Annotated in this window: 14 protein-coding genes; 8 read left to right on the top strand and 6 right to left on the bottom strand. The window is 71.2% G+C overall.

Going from position 1 to position 17,443, the window contains the following annotated elements; genetic code table 11:
- Nucleotides 1–63: 63 nt before the first annotated feature.
- The 5 genes from dacB to AAH991_RS05155 form a co-directional block, all read right to left on the bottom strand.
- Nucleotides 64–1,665, bottom strand: a complete 1,602-nt coding sequence (gene dacB / locus AAH991_RS05135; protein ID WP_346224577.1) for a D-alanyl-D-alanine carboxypeptidase/D-alanyl-D-alanine endopeptidase — start codon at nt 1,663–1,665, stop codon at nt 64–66.
- A 112-nt stretch (nt 1,666–1,777) separates the two neighbouring features.
- Nucleotides 1,778–2,314: an FHA domain-containing protein gene (locus tag AAH991_RS05140; protein ID WP_169984222.1), complete on the bottom strand. Its 537-nt coding sequence runs from the start codon at nt 2,312–2,314 to the stop codon at nt 1,778–1,780.
- A gap of 125 nt (nt 2,315–2,439) precedes the next feature.
- Nucleotides 2,440–3,348 carry a CAP domain-containing protein gene (locus AAH991_RS05145; protein WP_346224578.1) on the bottom strand — a complete coding sequence of 303 codons (909 nt, stop codon included), beginning with the start codon at nt 3,346–3,348 and terminating at the stop codon, nt 2,440–2,442.
- Nucleotides 3,349–3,593: 245 nt separating this feature from the next.
- Nucleotides 3,594–5,018, bottom strand: coding sequence for an MFS transporter (locus tag AAH991_RS05150; protein WP_346224579.1), 1,425 nt, complete (start codon nt 5,016–5,018; stop codon nt 3,594–3,596).
- 124 nt (nt 5,019–5,142) lie between these two features.
- Nucleotides 5,143–6,033 carry a hypothetical protein gene (locus tag AAH991_RS05155; protein WP_346224580.1) on the bottom strand — a complete coding sequence of 297 codons (891 nt, stop codon included), beginning with the start codon at nt 6,031–6,033 and terminating at the stop codon, nt 5,143–5,145.
- Between the two features lie 374 nt (nt 6,034–6,407).
- On the opposite strand from AAH991_RS05155, the gene serA reads away from it, so the two are divergent.
- The 4 genes from serA (at nt 6,408) to AAH991_RS05175 (ending at nt 12,041) form a co-directional block, all read left to right on the top strand.
- Nucleotides 6,408–7,997 carry a phosphoglycerate dehydrogenase gene (serA, locus tag AAH991_RS05160; protein WP_346224581.1) on the top strand — a complete coding sequence of 530 codons (1,590 nt, stop codon included), beginning with the start codon at nt 6,408–6,410 and terminating at the stop codon, nt 7,995–7,997.
- 488 nt (nt 7,998–8,485) lie between these two features.
- Nucleotides 8,486–9,682 (top strand): ROK family transcriptional regulator, encoded by a 1,197-nt coding sequence (locus AAH991_RS05165; protein WP_346224582.1) that lies wholly within the window; start codon nt 8,486–8,488, stop codon nt 9,680–9,682.
- A 76-nt stretch (nt 9,683–9,758) separates the two neighbouring features.
- Nucleotides 9,759–10,805, top strand: coding sequence for a 3-isopropylmalate dehydrogenase (locus AAH991_RS05170; protein ID WP_346224583.1), 1,047 nt, complete (start codon nt 9,759–9,761; stop codon nt 10,803–10,805).
- Nucleotides 10,806–10,949: 144 nt separating this feature from the next.
- The gene (locus tag AAH991_RS05175; RefSeq protein ID WP_346224584.1) at nt 10,950–12,041 is read left to right on the top strand and encodes a branched-chain amino acid aminotransferase; all 1,092 of its coding nucleotides are present in this window, start codon (nt 10,950–10,952) and stop codon (nt 12,039–12,041) included.
- A 124-nt stretch (nt 12,042–12,165) separates the two neighbouring features.
- Here the strand turns inward: AAH991_RS05175 and AAH991_RS05180 are convergent, their stop codons facing one another.
- A complete protein-coding gene (locus AAH991_RS05180; protein ID WP_346224585.1) occupies nt 12,166–12,756 on the bottom strand; it encodes a hypothetical protein in 591 nt (196 codons plus the stop codon).
- A 536-nt stretch (nt 12,757–13,292) separates the two neighbouring features.
- Between AAH991_RS05180 and cimA the strand changes: the two genes are divergently transcribed.
- The 4 genes from cimA (at nt 13,293) to AAH991_RS05200 (ending at nt 17,412) form a co-directional block, all read left to right on the top strand.
- Nucleotides 13,293–14,867, top strand: a complete 1,575-nt coding sequence (cimA, locus tag AAH991_RS05185; protein WP_346224586.1) for a citramalate synthase — start codon at nt 13,293–13,295, stop codon at nt 14,865–14,867.
- Between the two features lie 392 nt (nt 14,868–15,259).
- Nucleotides 15,260–15,640 (top strand): group I truncated hemoglobin, encoded by a 381-nt coding sequence (locus tag AAH991_RS05190; RefSeq protein WP_346224587.1) that lies wholly within the window; start codon nt 15,260–15,262, stop codon nt 15,638–15,640.
- Nucleotides 15,641–16,762 carry a globin domain-containing protein gene (locus AAH991_RS05195; RefSeq protein ID WP_346224588.1) on the top strand — a complete coding sequence of 374 codons (1,122 nt, stop codon included), beginning with the start codon at nt 15,641–15,643 and terminating at the stop codon, nt 16,760–16,762. It abuts the gene before it with no gap.
- Nucleotides 16,759–17,412: a DivIVA domain-containing protein gene (locus AAH991_RS05200; RefSeq protein WP_346224589.1), complete on the top strand. Its 654-nt coding sequence runs from the start codon at nt 16,759–16,761 to the stop codon at nt 17,410–17,412. Before AAH991_RS05195 ends, AAH991_RS05200 begins: the two co-directional genes overlap by 4 nt.
- The last annotated feature ends 31 nt before the right edge of the window (nt 17,413–17,443 follow it).

Here is a 17,443-nt window from a genome sequence, read left to right on the forward strand (position 1 = left end):
GCCCCGCCCACGAGGCGGGGAGCGGCGCCGCGTCGCGTTCGCCGGCTACCGGGGCCGGACGCGTCAGCACCGCGCGGGCTTGAGCCAGGAGCATTCGAGGTCACCGGCGCGCGCCCGTGGGGACGACGGAGCGGCCTCCCGCGGCGAGGACCCGGAGGTCGTGCCGCGCGCGTCCGCCGTCTCGTCCACCGTTTCGTCGACAGGGGCCTTCCTGGTGAACTGGGCCAGCCTGACGGCGATCCGGTCCTCCAGATCCCTCGGCGGACCGGACAGGTAGCCGTTGCTGATGACCGAGAAGACCAGCTGCTCCCCGTCCGCGCTGGTCACGTAGCCCGACAGTGCGGTCACGCCGGTCAGCGAGCCGGTCTTGGCGTGGACGTTCCCCGCCGCCGCCGTGCCGCGCATCCTGCTGCGCAGCGTCCCGCCGACCATGCGGTCGGCCTCTCCGGCGATCGGCAGGGCGGCGTACCAGGTGGGGAACCAGGGCTTGCCGCGCACCGCCGCGAGCAGGGCCGTGATGCCGCCGGGCGTCAGGGCGTCGACCCGGGACAGGCCGGAGCCGTCCCGCAGCCGCAGCGTCCGCACGCCGTTCGCCTGCGCGAACGCGCTCGTCACGGCGAGGCCCGCCGCCCACGTCCCCGCGCCGGACACCTTGCGGCCCATCGCCTTGGTGAGGATCTCCGCGTGCATGTTGTTGCTCAGCTTCATGAACGGCACGAACAGCTCGCCGAGGGTCATCGACCGGCGTGAGGCGATCGTGGCCGCCTTCGCCGGGGCCGTCCCGCGCACGGTCGGCCCGAGCACCTTCACGCCGTGCCGGGCCAGCCCCTCCCGGAACAGCGTCGCCGCGTAGAACGTGGGGTCCCACACCGCGACCCACTCGTCGTACGGCTCGGAGACCGTGCCGCTGACCACGACGGTGTTGGTGCCGTGCCGCCGCTCGACGAGCACGTCCGTCTCGTCGCCGGTGACGGCCCTGTTCACGATCTTCACGTAGCCGGTCGCCGGTGTGGTCGACACCGTGGCGGCCTTGCCGGGGCCGGCTCCGGGCGCGACCGAGACGATCACCGAGCCCGCGTCGTAGTCGGTGTCGGGCGCCGCGGTCAGCGCGGAGATCTGCCCCGCGTAGTAGTACGGCTCGTCGTCCCAGGCCCAGTCGGTGCCGAGCCGCACGTCGTCGAACCAGGTGTCGTCGGCGACCAGCCGTCCCGTGACGAGCTTCACGCCCGCCGCCGCGACCTCGGCGGCGAGCGCGTCGTAGTCGGCGGCGAGCAGGGTGGGGTCGCCCGTGCCCCGCAGCGTGAGATCCCCGGCGACCGTACGGCCCACGCGGGACGCGGCGAGCACGTCGGTCGTGAAGCGGAAGTCCGTGCCGAGCGTGTCGAGGGCGGCGGCCGAGGTGAGCAGCTTGGTGTTGGAGGCGGGGGCGAACAGCTTGTCCGCGTCGAGCGAGTAGAGGTCCTCGCCGGTGGCGGCGGCGCGTACGGCGACGCCCGCCCGCGCGGGGGCCAGCCGGGAGTCGGCGAGGATCCGGTCGAGGTCGCGGGTCAGGTCCGCGACGCCGGGGGCCGGATCCCGGGCGCCGGCGGAGGCGCCGGAGCCGGCGATCCCGATGGCCAGGACCGCTCCGGCCAGCATGGTCGTGATTCGTCGTGACAACCGCACAGTCCGCTCCCGGGTGAGTGGCTTTCCGCGATCGTCGGTGAGCCGCGCCGGGGCATCAATACGGAAATGTACGTATTAGGTCGTGTCCCGAGGCGGCGTCCCGGGCCGGTGGTCAGGCCGGGAGCGAGACCAGGAACACGCAGTCGCCGAAGGCCACCTCGTCGCCGGCCCGTACGTGTGCGGGGCCGACCAGGCGCCAGCCGTTCAGCCGGGTGCCGTTCATCGAGCCGAGGTCGACCAGCAGCCACGAGTCGTCGTGCTCCCGCCGCAGCTCGGCGTGGACCCGCGAGACGGTCAGGTCGGCGAGGACGAGGTCGCAGGAGGAGCCGCGGCCGACCAGGTAGCGGGCCCGGCCGTCGGCGGGCAGGGCGAGCCGGGGCAGCCGGGGACGCCGCCAGGCGGACTCGATCCGGTTGCTCAGCTCCGACACGGAGGCGACGGCGTCGGTGATCCTTCTACGCCAGCGCCCGCGGTGCGGGAGGTCTGCGACCAGCTCGTCCAGCTCGTTGCGGTTGCGAGCACGAAGCGCCAGGTCCACCCGGCCGACGAAGGTCTCCATGGACAGGCGTCCTTCGGCGGCCCGGTCGCGGAGCTCGCTGAGCGCGCGCTCGCGGTCCCCGTCCGAGGCGCGAACCGGGGGAGAGCTCATGATTGGAAGTATCCGCCGCAGTGGTCCGAGGTGTCCAGAAGACCGCCGTAATCCCCTTCGATCCCGGCCCGGGAGCGGGGTCGCCGGGCGTGGCGTCCCCGCTCCCGGCCGAGCCGGTGGCGTCTCTACTGCCGGCCGAAGTCCTGGGTCCAGTACGCGCCGGAGGCCACGTACCCGACCCCGATGTCGGTGTAGGTGCAGTTGAGGATGTTCTGCCGGTGCCCGGGGCTGTTCATCCAGCCCTGCACCACCGCCTGGGCCGTGCCGTAGCCCTTGGCGATGTTCTCGGCCGCGGCCCGCCAGGTGTAACCGGCGGCCGTGATGCGGTCGGCGAAGGAGCGGCCGTCCTTGGAGGTGTGGTCGAAGTAGTTCTTCGCGGACATGTCAGCCGAGTGGGCGTACGCGGCGGCGCGGAGCCGCGCGTCGTGCTTCAGCGGGCCGCAGCCCGCCTTGGCCCGCTCGGCGTTGGTGAGGCGCACGACCTCGTTCTCGACGGCGGTGCCCACGCCCGAGCCGCTCGTGGGAGAGGCGCTGGGAGCGGTGGAGGCGGGGGCGCTCGCGGTGGGGACGGTGGAGGGACTCGCGGTGGGGGCCGCGGAGGGGCTCGCCGTGGGGACGGCGGAGGGTGCCGGGGAGGCGGTGGCCGAGGGAACGGGAGCGGGGACGTCACAGTCGAGACGCACCGGCCTCGACCGCGACACGTGGCCGCGGTAGTCCGTGACCACGCTGTAGTACGCACCGTCCACACAGGTCAGGGCGACGACGACACGCGCGTTCCTGACCACCTTGGAGCCGCTCTTGACGACGCGGTCGGGGCCGGGCCTGCTGCTCACGATCCGGACCCGGAAACGGGCGTCGTCGAAGCAACCGGCACGTGAGCCGGCCGCGCGAATCTTGCCGTCCAGGGCGACGTAGGGCTTCGCGGCGGCGACCCGGCAGCCCCTGTGCTGGGCCTCGGCCTGAGCGGGCGCGGCCGCCATGCCGACGGCCGCGACGCTTCCGAGGCACAGGACCGCTCCGAGCGCTCTGTTCACGATCATTCCTCCAGTGGGGGTTAGACGCTGGGGAGGTCGTCATTATGGTGCGCAACAGACCGACATGTGGGGATAAATCGGTCCAAAGGTGAAAGAATCTACCTTCTCTTAAAGATGGCTTATGCCAGATTCGACCTTCGATAACGCATAATTCGCAGGTCAGCGGCGTGATCGGCGGAGGGCGCGCCTTGAGGGCCGCTTAAGGTCGTCCTGGAACCGCCCCCGGGGCTCGGAGCGGGCTCGGCTCAGTCCTCGGTCCCGACCGCTTCGGTGTCCGCGGGCTGCCCGTCGTGCCGCCCGGCGGCCGCCGGGTCCGGGGTCCCGCCCGCACCGACGGCGGCGGCGAGGCGCTCGGCGGTCAGGTTGTATCTGAGGGTCATCAGCACGCCCGCGAACGTGATCAGAGCGGGCACCGCGGTCACGCCGATCACCACCGCGACGAGGGCGGTGTCCGGCTGGGTCACCGGGTGCTCGGGATCGGAGGAGATGAAGCCTCCCGCGGTCAGCACCCAGCCGTACGTGGTCGCCCCGAGCGCCGACACCGCGTTCTCCACCGCGGTCCACAGGCCCGTGAAGACCCCGCCCCTGCGCTCGCCGCTCACCACGCCGTCGTGGGCGATGACGTCGGCGAGCATGGAGAACTGCAGCAGTTGCAGGCCCGCGTAGCCGATGCCCACGATCATCACGCACAGGTGGGCGTACAGCGAGCCGAGCGCGGGCGTCGCGAGGATCAGCAGCGCGCCCGCGGTGAACAGCGACCCGGACAGGAGCATCGCGCCGCGCTTGTCGAGCTTGCGGGCCAGCCACACCCACAGCGGCATCGTGACCAGCATCGGCCCCACGAGAGCCGCGAAGAGCGTGGTGGTGGCGGAGGTGTCGTCCAGCGCGTAGGCGGCGAAGTAGGGCGCCCCGGCCAGCATCACGCCCGCCCCCAGCGTCTGCGCGGAGCTGAGCCCGAGCAGCCACATGAACGGCTTGCTCGTGCGGGCGGCGGCGAGCTGCTCGCGCAGCGTGCCCTCGGACCTCTGCTGGCCGGTGAAGGGGGCGCGGGCGGTGCCGAAGAACGACCCCAGCATCGAGACGAGCAGGATCACGCCGAAGACGACGCCCATGGTGCGGTACCCGTCGGACGTCTCGCCGGCGATCGTCGGCGCGAGGATGCCGCTCATCGCGATCGCGATGGCGATGAGCACCATGCGCCACTGCAGCAGCGACGTCCGCTCGTGGTAGTCGGTGGTCATCTCCGCGGGCATCGCCTTGTACGGCACCTCGTACAGGGCGTAGCCGGTCGCGGCGGCGAGGAAGGTGACGCCCACGTACAGGCCGGCGGTCGTGCCGGTGAGCGGCGGTCCCGCGAACATCAGGGCGAACGACACCGGCAGCACCAGTGCGCCCGCGAGCAGCCAGGGCCGGCGCGGTCCCCAGCGCGAGACCGTGCGGTCCGACCACCGGCCGACCAGGGTGTTGGCGACCAGGTCCCAGGCCTTGGGCAGGAAGAGCACGACGCCCGCGAACGCCGCCGGCACCGCGAGCACGTTCGTCATGTAGAAGAGCAGCAGCAGCCCGGGGATCGTGGAGAAGTTGGCCGTGCAGAACGAGCCGACGGCGTACCCGAGGCGAACCCCGAGGGAGACCTTCGACGGGGAGGGCGTCGCCGCCGTGGAGACCATGGCGCCATTCAAGCCGAGCAAGCGCCCGTTCGGAAGGACCGTCCCGCAACGGTTCGGCCGCTGCGTGATCTCCCCTCGGTCTCCGCCGGAACGCGCCGGCGGAGACCGCGGAGGAGCCGGGCGATCAGTCGCGCGCGTCGGGACAGACGACGTGGGCGCCGATCTCGATCAGCCGGCGTTCCGTGTGGGCGTCGGCGACGCGGGCCATGAGCACCGGCGCCTCGCTCGCCGCCAGTTGCGGCAGCCGGGCGCGCACCCGCCGGTGCAGGTCCTTGACGATGTCGTCGGCTCCGAGGGTGTGCACCTTGACGTGCAGCATGATCCCCCACAACCCCGCCGCCGTCCGCGACTCGGAGATCCAGACGTGGTGGATGTAGGGGTATTCGTGCAGCAGCTCGGCGACCGCCACCCGAAGCGCGGGCAGGATCGGATGGCGCGTCCTGCGGTAGCCGGGGTCCACCACCTGCATCGCCCCCGACAGGTGCTGGCGGGGGGCGGGGACCCACTGCGCGGGCAGCGCCGCGGGCGCGGCCGGGACCGGGGCGGGCGCGGGTGGCGGGGGAGGGGCCTGCCTGCCGACCTGCGCGCGGGTCACCGTCGCCATCGCCCCGGTGGCGTACGCCGTGGGGGCGGCCGTGCGCATGACCGACAGCGCGGGAGCGGGACCGGTGCGGGTCTCCTCCAGATAGCGCCGCAGGTCGTCGATCGGCACGGCGGCGGCCGCGGGACCGGCCGCGTCGATCACGATCTCGCGCACGCCGGTGACGCGCTGGATGTCGAGGATGGTGTCGGCGTCGCACGCCGACAACGAGTGGCTGCCACGGTGCCGGGCGTAGGTCGCCGGTCCCGTGTAGCCCAGCAGAACACGCTCGCCGTTCTGCGTCGTGCCGAGCACCACGGAGCGGTCGGGACGGACCGCCACCAGGATGCCCCACTCCGCGAGGGCCGCCAGGAGTTGCCGGGGGCTGCCATGCCGCGCGAGAACGTCGCCCAGGGAGGGGTTCCCGATGCTCATAGCCTGAACGATAGGGACTGGACCATGGCGAATCAGGCTAATCCCGAAGATTAGGTGCGATCAATACCAAGTTGGCGACAGTCCGTATGGATCACGGGTTGCCGGGGTACACCGACCGACTGTGCCCGGGCACGAGCCGGTCCCACGCACCCCCCACGTCCCGGCAATCTCCCGGTGCGCCGGCCGCGCGGGCCGTACACACCGAGGAGAAGGCCGCCGAGGAGCCGCGCGCGATCTGAGACCGGGTCGTCGCGTCGCCGCGACGCCGCCGTGACCTTGGCTATCTCGTATGCCGGGCGCTCGTGAGGGCTTTCACAAGGCCCGGATAGACTCACGTCGTCCGCGCTGTCGCACTTCACGAAGGACTCAACCCAGTGAACAAGCCCGTCGTACTTGTCGCAGAAGAGCTCTCAGAAGCGGGTCTCGCCGTGCTCGGCGCGGACTTCGAGGTCCGGCACACCGACGGCGCCGACCGGTCCCAGCTGCTGCCCGCCCTCGCCGACGTGGACGCTCTGATCGTGCGCAGCGCCACCCAGGTCGACGCCGAGGCCATCGCCGCGGCGCCCAAGCTGCGCGTCGTCGCCCGCGCGGGCGTGGGTCTGGACAACGTCGACGTCGAGGCCGCCACCAAGGCCGGCGTCATGGTCGTCAACGCCCCGACGTCGAACATCACCAGCGCCGCCGAGCACACGGTCGCGCTGATCCTCGCCAGCGCCCGCAACGTCGCCCAGGCGCACTCCGCGCTGAAGGGCGGCGAGTGGAAGCGCTCGAAGTACACCGGCGTCGAGCTCGACGAGAAGGTCGTCGGCATCCTCGGCCTCGGCAAGATCGGCCAGCTCGTCGCCCAGCGCCTGCAGCCGTTCGGCGTCGAGCTCATCGCGTACGACCCCTACCTGCAGCCGGCCCGCGCGGCGGCCATGGGCGTGCGCCTGGCGTCGCTGGAGGAGGTGCTCCAGCAGGCCGACTTCATCACGGTCCACCTGCCGAAGTCGAAGGAGACCATCGGTCTCATCGGCGACCGCGAGCTGCACATGGTCAAGCCGACCGTGCGGCTGATCAACGTCGCCCGCGGCGGGATCATCGACGAGAACGCCCTCTACTCCGCGCTCAAGGAGGGCCGCGTCGCCGGCGCCGGCATCGACGTCTTCGCCAAGGAGCCCTGCACCGACAGCCCGCTGTTCGAGTTCGACCAGGTCGTGGCGACGCCGCACCTCGGCGCCTCCACCCACGAGGCGCAGGAGAAGGCCGGCACCCAGGTCGCCCGCAGCGTCAAGCTGGCGCTCGCCGGCGAGTTCGTGCCCGACGCGGTGAACGTCCAGGGCGGCGCGGTCGCCGAGGACGTCAAGCCGGGCCTGCCGCTCACCGAGAAGCTGGGCCGCATCTTCACCGCGCTCGCGGGCGAGGTGGCCACCCGCCTGGTCGTCGAGGTCCGCGGCGAGATCTCGGCGCAGGACGTGCGGGTCCTGGAGCTGGCCGCGCTCAAGGGCGTCTTCACCGACGTCGTGGAGGACGCGGTGACCTACGTCAACGCGCCGCTGCTGGCCAAGGACCGCGGCGTCGTGGTCGAGCTGGTCACCAGCGCGGAGAGCCCCGACTGGCGCAACGTCGTCACGGTGCGCGGCGTGCTCGCCGACGGCCGTACGGTGTCGGTCTCCGGCACCCTGTCCGGTCCGCGGCAGATCACCAAGATCGTCGAGGTCAACGACTTCGCGATGGAGATCGAGCCGACCGAGCACCTGGCGTTCTTCACCTACGCCGACCGCCCCGGCATCGTCGGCATCGTGGGCCGCCTGCTCGGCGAGCACAGCGTGAACATCGCCTCCATGCAGGTCTCCCGGGACGTGAAGGGCGGCAAGGCGCTCATCGCGCTGACCGTCGACACGGCGATCCCGTCCGACGTCGTCGAGCAGATCGCGGGGGAGATCGGCGCCGACAGCGGCCGCACGGTCGACCTGGAGGACTGAGACCAGGCACCCGCTCACCGGACGGCCCGGCGCCCCGCGCGCCGGGCCGTTCGTGCTGTCCGGACGACGGACGGCGTCTCACGAAGTGAGATACTAGGTCGTCCTACGAGATTGTGGGGTACTCTGGCGATGACGAGGCGCCCCGCACTTTCACCTGCCGCGACGGGGCCTGATCAGGGCAGGCCGGCCCGTCGCGGAGCGCCGCGCCGCCGGCCTTCGGCTCGCCCGTGACGCGTGACCCGCGTTCCACCGGCGGCTGACGTTCCCGGATCCGCGCCAGCGGGTCCGCTCTCAGCATTCCTCCGCCAAGAGAGAGAATCGCCATGTACGACATGTATCCCTGGGGTCGTTCCGAAGACGCTGAGAACGAGGCGGCGGAGGCCCTGCAAATCGCGCTCGACCGCCGTGACAACGGGGGCGCTCCGCAGCGCTGACCCCGCCGGGACCGGCCGGACCGGCCGATCGCCGCGTGTGCCAATCTTGATGGCGTGGTGAGCATCGGCGGTGGGGCCGCGAACACGACCAGCCTGCTCCGGCTGATCAACCAGCGGGCGGTGTTCACCGAGATCTTCCGCCTCGGCAAGGCCTCGCGCCCCGAGCTCGCCCAGGTGACGGGACTGTCCAAGCCGACGATCTCGATGGCGCTGGCCGACCTGGAGCGTGCCAGGCTCGTCCGTCCGGTCGGGCTGCGCACCGGTGGCGCGGGACGCGCCGCGCTGCTCTACGAGATCAGGCCGGAGGCGGGCTGGGTGCTCGCCGCAGACCTCGGCCGCACCACCGTGCGGCTCGCGCTCGCCGACCTGGTGGGCGACGTCGTGGCGCGCAGGCACGAGCCGTCGCGGGCGCACTCCTACGACAGCGCGCGGGAGCAACTGGCGCGGATGGCGGCCGAACTGGTCGCGGAGGCCGGCCTGGAGCCCGGCGACGTCACCGTCACCGTGTTCGGCACCCCCGGGATCCACGACAAGGAGAGCGGGGCGCTGCGGCTCGCGCCGAACCTGCCGGGATGGGAACGCCCCGGCGCGGTGGACGCGCTGGCCGGCGTGACGGGCTCGCCGTACACGGTGGAGAACGACGTCGACCTCGCGGCCGTCGGAGAGGGCGCCTACGGCCTGGGCAAAGGGGTCTCCCACTTCGTCCTCGTGTCCATCGGGACGGGCGTCGGCATGGGCGTGGTCATCGACGGCGGCCTCTACCGGGGCGCCCGGGGAGCGGCCGGTGAGATCTCGTACCTGCCGGTGGGCGAGGACGTCCCCGGCGTCGACCGCCGGCGTGGTGTGTTCGAGTCGGTGGCCTCCGCCGACGGCGTCGTCGCGGCGGCGGCACGTCTCGGCATGACGGCGGGCACGGCCAAGGAGGTCTTCGACGCCGCGCGCCGCGGCGACGCGGTCGCGAGCGCGGTCGTGGCCGCGGAGGCCGACCACGTCGCCCGCGCACTCGCCGGGGTGATCGCCGTGCTCGACCCCGAGCTGGTCGTGCTCGGCGGCGGCATCGGCGCGCAGGCCGGCGACCTGCTCGCCGGCCCGGTGGCGGAGCGGCTGGAGACGCTGGTGGCCCTCACGCCGCCGCGGATCGAGGTGTCCACCCTCGGGGCGGACGCCGTGATCCTCGGGGCGCTGGCGGTCGGGCTGTCCACGGCGCGCGACCTCGTCTTCGAGCGTGCCGTCGCGGCGGGACCCGCCTGACGGGCGCATATGTCCGAGCATGGACCGAATGGTGAGATCGTGTTTCGATCTCCGAGACAACCGGTAAGGTACACGCATGGAGTCGAGCAACATCCGCCTGGCAGTGATCCCCGGTGACGGTATCGGCACCGAGGTCGTCGCCGAAGGCCTCAAGGTCCTCAACGCCGCGGGCGTCAAGTCCGAGACCACCGAGTACGACCTCGGGGCCAGGCGCTACCACGCGACAGGGCAGACGCTTCCCGACGAGGTCCTCGACGAGCTGCGCGGCTACGACGCGATCCTGCTGGGCGCCGTCGGCGACCCGAGCGTGCCGCCCGGCATCCTGGAGCGCGAGCTGCTGCTGCGCCTGCGCTTCGAGCTCGACCACTACGTGAACCTCCGTCCGGTCAAGCTGTTCCCCGGCGTGACGACTCCGCTCGGGGAGGCCCGCCCCGAGGACATCGACATGATCGTCGTCCGCGAGGGCACCGAGGGCCCGTACGCCGGCGCCGGCGGCGTGATGCGCCGCGGCACGCCGCAGGAGATCGCCACCCAGGAGTCGTTCAACACGGCGTACGGCGTCGAGCGCGTCGCGCGCTACGCCTTCGAGAAGGCCCTGAGCCGGCCGCGCCGCAAGCTGACGCTGGTCCACAAGACCAACGTGCTGACGTTCGCCGGCGACCTGTGGGCGCGCACCGTCGACCGGCTCAGCGTGGAGTACCCCGAGGTCGAGACCGACTACTGCCACGTCGACGCCGCCTCCATGTTCTTCATCACCCAGCCGCAGCGGTTCGACGTGATCGTCACCGACAACCTGTTCGGCGACATCCTGACCGACATCGGCGCGGCGGTCGCCGGCGGCATCGGCCTGGCGGCCAGCGGCAACGTCAACCCGGCCCGCACGGCGCCGTCCATGTTCGAGCCCGTCCACGGCAGCGCGCCGGACATCGCGGGCCAGGGCAAGGCCGACCCGACCGCCACGATCCTGTCGGTCGCCATGCTCCTCGACCACCTCGGTCACGCCGAGGCGTCGGCCCGCGTCGAGCAGGCCGTGGCCGACGACCTGATCGAGCGCCAGAGCGCGTGGACCGCGCGCTCCACCCGCGAGATCGGCGACGACATCGCCGCCCGAGTAGCCGGCTGATCCCGGCCGCTCATCACGACCTCACGCGCATGGCGGCCCGGTATGGGCCGCCATGCGCTTTTTCATACCTGCCGGATGCCCTAGTTTTCCCTTAGCCGTCTCGTCGCACAATTACTACGACGACGAAGAGAGAAGGACCTCGCCATGACCACCCACCTCAGGTTCGACGTGCAGCTCAATCCGCAGGCCCGCAGTGCGGCCGAGCGTGAGCAGGTGCTGGCGAGCCCCGGCTTCGGTCAGGTCTTCACCGACCACATGATCTCCATTGACTGGACCGAGGGGGAGGGCTGGCACGACGCGAAGCTCCAGCCGTACGGTCCGCTCGTCCTCGACCCCGCCACCTCGGTGTTCCACTACGCGCAGGAGCTGTTCGAGGGGCTCAAGGCGTACCGGCAGTCGAACGGCTCGATCGTCGCCTTCCGGCCGTACGCGAACGCGGCGCGGTTCAACCAGTCGGCGTTGCGGATGGCGATGCCGGAGATCCCCGAGGACGCGTTCGTCGAGTCGCTCGAACTCCTCGTGCAGACCGACCGTGACTGGGTGCCGACCACCGAGGGCCACAGCCTGTACCTGCGCCCCTTCATGATCGCCACACAGCCCGCCCTCGGGGTGAACCACCCCTCGCGGAGCTACAAGTACATGGTGATCGCCTCGCCCGCCGCGTCGTACTTCACCGGCGGCCTCAAGCCGGTCTCGGTCTGGCTGTCCACGGAGTACACCCGCGCCGCGCCCGGCGGCACCGGCTTCGCCAAGTGCGGCGGCAACTACGCGGCCGCGTTCGTGGCCCAGCGGCAGGCCGTCGAGGAGGGCTGCGACCAGGTGGTCTGGCTCGACGCGTTCGAGCACCGGTGGGTCGAGGAGATGGGCGGGATGAACCTGTTCTTCGTCTTCGGCGACCGCCTCGTCACCCCGGCGCTCACCGGGACGCTGCTGCCCGGCATCACCCGCGACTCGATCCTCAGCCTGGCCGGCGAGCTGGGATACACGGTCGAGGAGGGCAAGATCTCCATCGAGGACTGGCAGGCGGGCTGCGAGTCCGGCGAGCTCACCGAGGTCTTCGCCTGCGGCACCGCCGCCGTGGTCACCCCCGTCGGCTCGGTCAAGGGCGTCGACCGGAGCTGGACCGTCGGCGACGGCACCCCCGGACCGGTCACGATGAAGATCCGCGAGGAACTCGTGGGCATCCAGTACGGCAGCCGCCCCGACGCCCACCACTGGATCCACAAGATCTGCTGACGGCCGCGGCCCCGTACGGCGCTCATCCGTCCCGCCGCTCCTCGTCGCGGTGCGCCCCGCCGTCAGCCGGTGGGCGCACCGTGTGCCGGACCCGACCGGTGTGGTCTCGTATTCGCGGCCTGGCTCAGCCGTACACGACCGGGCAGGCCGCGCCCTTCCCGAGGGCGGACAGCGACACCAGCCCCCCGATCAGGCCGGTGCTCACGCTGACCCTGGCGCCCACCCGGATCAGGGAGCTGGCGGGGCACGTCGCCGCGGTCGCGGGGGTCATCGGTGCGGCGGACGCGACGGCCGTGGGCGTCGCCGTCACCGTGACGGTGACCGTGGGCACCGGAGTCGGCCTGGACGCGGGCTGCTCGGTCTCGCGCGGGCCGGTGACGGTCACGTGCTGGGTGATGTTGCAGACCCGGGAGTGCCGGCACAGCGCGTTCTGCACGTTCGAGGAACCGCCGGCGGTGTTGGCGCTCGTGTGCTGGTAGCCGCGGTTGTGCGTGGTGCCTTCCACGGACAGCCTGGTGCCGGGGCGGTTGCGCGGGTCCTTCCCGGTGGGGGCCACGACGTTCCGCTCCGCGCGGTCGCCGCGGCCGTGCCCGTTGTCGGCGGCGGCCCCGAGCGCGCCGACGGCGGTGACGAGGGCGGTCGCGGCCGAAGTGCCGACGAGAAGGAAACCGGCGAGTCTGCCGCTGAACGCCCCGCCGCCGCGCCGACAAGTCATGCGTCGCCCCCTGCTGTAGGAAACCTGCTCTAGGAAAACCAGCTGTACGAAAACGAGTCCTGGCGAAGAGCTTCATGAATACGAACCGCTCGCGAGCGTACTCGCCGAAGGGGCGGTGATCGTGTGTCCCGCAGGCGTATGGCAGGTTATTACGGCGTCCTTGCCCGGACTGACGAATAAATCCGGCGATCACCCTGCAAACGGCCGCGTGAACACCGGCCGTCCGCCGTCCGGGCGGCGCGGAGGCCGCGGCTGTCCCTTCTGCCTGCGTTTCCGGTCGTGGCCGCGCTGACCTGCGCGAACACTCCCGGACATCTCGTACTATGAGATCGATGTGCCAGAGGGTGACCGGCTGTGGCAAACTGCTCAGCACCATGTACTACGGTCTGCTCATTATCGGCAGGCGCGCCGGCTGAAGGACATCGCCGGCGCGCAGACCTCTCACGTCCGTGAGGGGTCTTTTTGTTTGGGCCTCAAGCCGACCCACAGGCCGATGAGCGCGCGGCGAGACACAACCCCGCGAAGGAGACACAGAGATGGCCGACGATCGTTTCCATGTGTACGACACGACGCTCCGCGACGGCGCCCAGCAGGAGGGGCTGAACCTCACCGTCGCCGACAAGCTGGCCATCGCACGTCACCTGGACGGCCTCGGCGTCGGCTTCATCGAGGGCGGCTGGCCGGGCGCCAACCCCAAGGACACCGAGTTCTTCCGGCGGGCTCGGACCGAGCTCGACCTGAAGCACGCGCAGCTCGCCGCGTTCGGCGCGACCCGCCGGGCGGGCGTGAAGGCCGCCGACGACCCGCTGGTGGCCGCGCTGCGCGAATCCGGCGCGCCGATCGTGACGCTCGTGGCCAAGAGCCACGACCGCCACGTGGAACTGGCCCTCCGCACGACGCTGGAGGAGAACCTCGCGATGATCCGCGACACGGTCTCCCACCTGACGGCGGAGGGCCAGCGCGTCTTCCTCGACGCCGAGCACTTCTTCGACGGCTACCGCTCCAATCCCGCGTACGCGCTGGAGGTGCTGCGGACGGCCGCGGAGGCCGGGGCGTCGGTGGTCGCGCTGTGCGACACCAACGGCGGCATGCTGCCCGACGAGCTGGCCGACGTGGTGCACGAGGCGGCCGGCACCGGAGCCCGCATCGGCATCCACTGCCACGACGACACCGGCTGCGCGGTCGCCAACACGCTGGCCGCGGTGAAGGCCGGCGCCACGCACGTGCAGGGCTGCGCCAACGGCTACGGCGAGCGCTCCGGCAACGCCAACCTGTTCACCGTCGTGGCGAACCTCCAGCTCAAGCGGGGATTCGACCTCGTGCCGCCGCAGTCGCTGCGCGACATGACCCGCATCGCCCACGCGATCACCGAGGTCACCAACGTCACGCCGAACTCGCACCAGCCGTACGTCGGCACGTCGGCCTTCGCCCACAAGGCGGGCCTGCACGCGTCGGCGATCAAGGTGGACCCGAACCTCTATCAGCACATCGACCCCGCCGAGGTCGGCAACGACATGCGGATGCTGGTCTCCGACATGGCGGGCCGCGCCTCGGTCGAGCTGAAGGGCCGCGAGCTGGGCTACGAGCTCAGCGGGGAGCAGTCCAGGCGGCTGGTCGAGCGGGTCAAGGATCTGGAGGCCAAGGGGCACACGTTCGAGGCGGCCGACGCGTCGTTCGAGCTGCTGCTGCGCGACACGGTCGACGGCGAGCTCCGGCGCTACTTCACGGTCGAGTCGTGGCGGGTCATCGTCGAGCGCCGGCCCGGCGGCGACGTGGTCAGCGAGGCGACCGTCAAGCTCCACGCGAAGGGTGAGCGGATCATCGCGACCGGCGAGGGGAACGGCCCGGTCAACGCGCTCGACCGGGCGGTGCGGCTGGCGCTGGAGAAGCTCTACCCCGAGCTCGCCGGGGTCGAGCTGATCGACTTCAAGGTCCGCATCCTGGAGGGCACCCACGGCACGGACGCGGTGACCCGGGTGCTGATCACCTCCAGCGACGCGACCGGGGAGTGGGCCACCGTCGGGGTGGGCGAGAACGTCATAGAGGCGTCCTGGCAGGCGCTGGAGCAGGCGGTCACGTACGGCCTGCTGCGGGCCGGCCACAGCGCCTGACCTGCGATCGGGCCTGCCCTCCCGAGTGGCATGAGTGGTGCTCACGTTCCGCAGGTGAATGCTGTGGTTTTAGTGACATTTTGTCTAGTTGGTGCTTAGATAGGCAAAGCTCTGAGGCGGTCATCGCCACGATCGGCGACCCCGGCCGCGGTTCCAGCCTCAGCGCCAATGCTCTGGCTCGACGGAGGGTGACGGCAAGAAGCATCTGTGCACGCAACCCCTGTAGGCCCGCGGCGTCCGCGCCCGTCCTCTGATCTGTCCATCGGAGGCGGCCGGGGTCGCGGGAGCCGAGCCACGTCTGTCACTATGACCAGCCGCGTGACTGCCCCGAGTATGGAAACTTTCGGGTGGCAGTCATCCCCCTCGCTGGTGCACCCGATATGGGAGGGTCTGTGAACACCTCGTCCTATTACGACCAAATCGGCGGCGCACCGGTCGTGCGCGACGTCGTCGACCGCTTCTACGTCCGCGTGCTCGGCGACGACGATCTCAAGCCGTACTTCGCCGGTGTCGACATGCCCAGGCTGAAGCGGCACATGGTCGTGCTGCTGTGCTCGGTCCTCGGCGGCCCGGAGCCGTACGAGGGTCGTGACCTGGGCGAGGCCCACGCCGGCATGGGCATCACGTCCGAGCACTACGACAAGGTGGGCGAGCACCTCTTCGCGGTGCTGCAGGAGAGCGGCGTCGGCGAGGACATCCTGCGCGACGTCGGCCTCGTCCTCGGCAAGGTGAAGTCGTCCATCGTCGCCGAGCCCGCGGAAACGGCCGACTGAGTGGATACGCAGGCTCTCAAGGACAGCTGGCACCTCGTCGCCCGTTCGGGTGACCAGGTGCCGCTGTACTTCTACTCGGTTCTCTTCCTGATGAACCCGGACGTGCGTGACATGTTCCCGGTGTCGATGGCGCGGCAGCGCGACAAGCTCGTGACCGCGCTCGGGCAGGTCGTCAGCAACGTCGACCGGGTGGAGGAAGTCGTCCCGTTCCTCCAGCAGCTCGGCCGCGACCACCGCAAGTTCGGGGTCACCGCCACGCACTACCCCGCCGTCGGACAGGCGCTGCTCTCCACGCTGGAGCACTTCCTGGGCGACCGGTGGACCCCTCAGCTCGCGCACGACTGGACGCAGGCGTACAACCTGGTCGCCCAGGTGATGGTGGACGCCGCCAACGACGCGTCGAAGGTCTCCCCGCCCTGGTGGGAAGCGGAGATCGTCAGCCACGAGATGCGCACCCTCGGCATCGCCGTCATCCGCGCCCGGCTGAACTACCAGTACCCCTTCCGGCCGGGCCAGTCGGCGTCGATCTCCTACGCCGTGCGCCCGCGTATCTGGCGGTTCTACTCGTTCGCCAACGCGCCGCGCCAGGACAACACCATCGACCTGCACGTACGCATGGTCGACGGCGGCGTGCTCAGCTCCGCGCTCGTGATGGGCGCGCGGCGGGGCGAGATGCTGCGCGTGGGCGCCGCGATCGGGGAACGGCTGACGCTCTCCCCGGACGTCCAGGGCGACCTGCTCATGATCGCGGGCGGCACCGGCCTCGCGCCGATGAAGGCGCTGGTGGAGCAGATCGCCTACGAGGGCCCGACGCGCAGGGTGGACCTCGTCATCGGCGCCCGGACCTCCAGGGAGTTGTACGACTACGAGTCGCTTGCCAAGATGGCCGCCGAGCACCCCTGGCTGAACGTCGTGCCGGTCGTCTCCCACGATCCCTTCTTCCGGGGCGCCCGCGGTTACGCCGTGGACGTCGCGCTGCAGGGATGGCGTGGCCAGCATGTCTTCGTCTGCGGATCCGAGGAGATGGTCCAGGCCACGGTCGGACGACTGCTTGACGCCGGTGTGCCTACCGAGCAGATCCACTTCGACGAGTTCACGAGCGACAGAGGTCGGGAGTCATGACGGCAGAGATGCCCTGGGGAAGCCCGGCGGCCGAGCGCCAGCCCCTCACCCCGGATCGGGTCCGCAAGCAGGAGTTCACGCGCACCTCGCTCGGGCGTCGCGGCTACAGCGAGGACGAGGTGCGCGCGTTCCTCTACCGCGTCGCCGAGGACATGGCGGCCAGCGACAAGGAGAAGGCGGACCTGCGGGCGTACATCGACCGCATGAAGCAGTGGTACAAGGAGCACGGCCTCAACCCGGAGCAGTCCGCCGCTCCGCAGACCCTCAGCGTCGACGCCATCAACATCCTGTCCCGCGCGCAGCAGACCGCCGACGCCCAGATCGCCGAGGCCGAGGACTACGCGCGGCGGATCGTGGGCCAGGCCCGCCAGCAGTACGAGGAGCTGCTGCTGGAGGCGCAGCGGCAGGCGGAGGAGGCCGCCAACCAGGCGGTCGGCGCCTACCGTGCCGCCGGGAACGGGCTGCAGAGCGCCGAGGCCGAGGAGCTGGAGCGCAGGATCGCCTACCTGCGCACGTTCGCGGACGTCACCCAGGTGCAGTTGCGCGCGGTGCTGGAGGGACTCGCGCACGAGGTCGACAAGCTCGGCCACGTGCCCGACCAGGCCAAGCAGCTGGCGGGCGGCTCCCCGTCGCCGTCGGTGTACGGGTAGCCGCCCGCCGGTCTCCTGTCGGGGGAGGAGG

The organism is Microbispora sp. ZYX-F-249, assembly GCF_039649665.1.
In the GTDB taxonomy this organism is placed as follows: Bacteria; Actinomycetota; Actinomycetes; order Streptosporangiales; family Streptosporangiaceae; genus Microbispora; species Microbispora maris.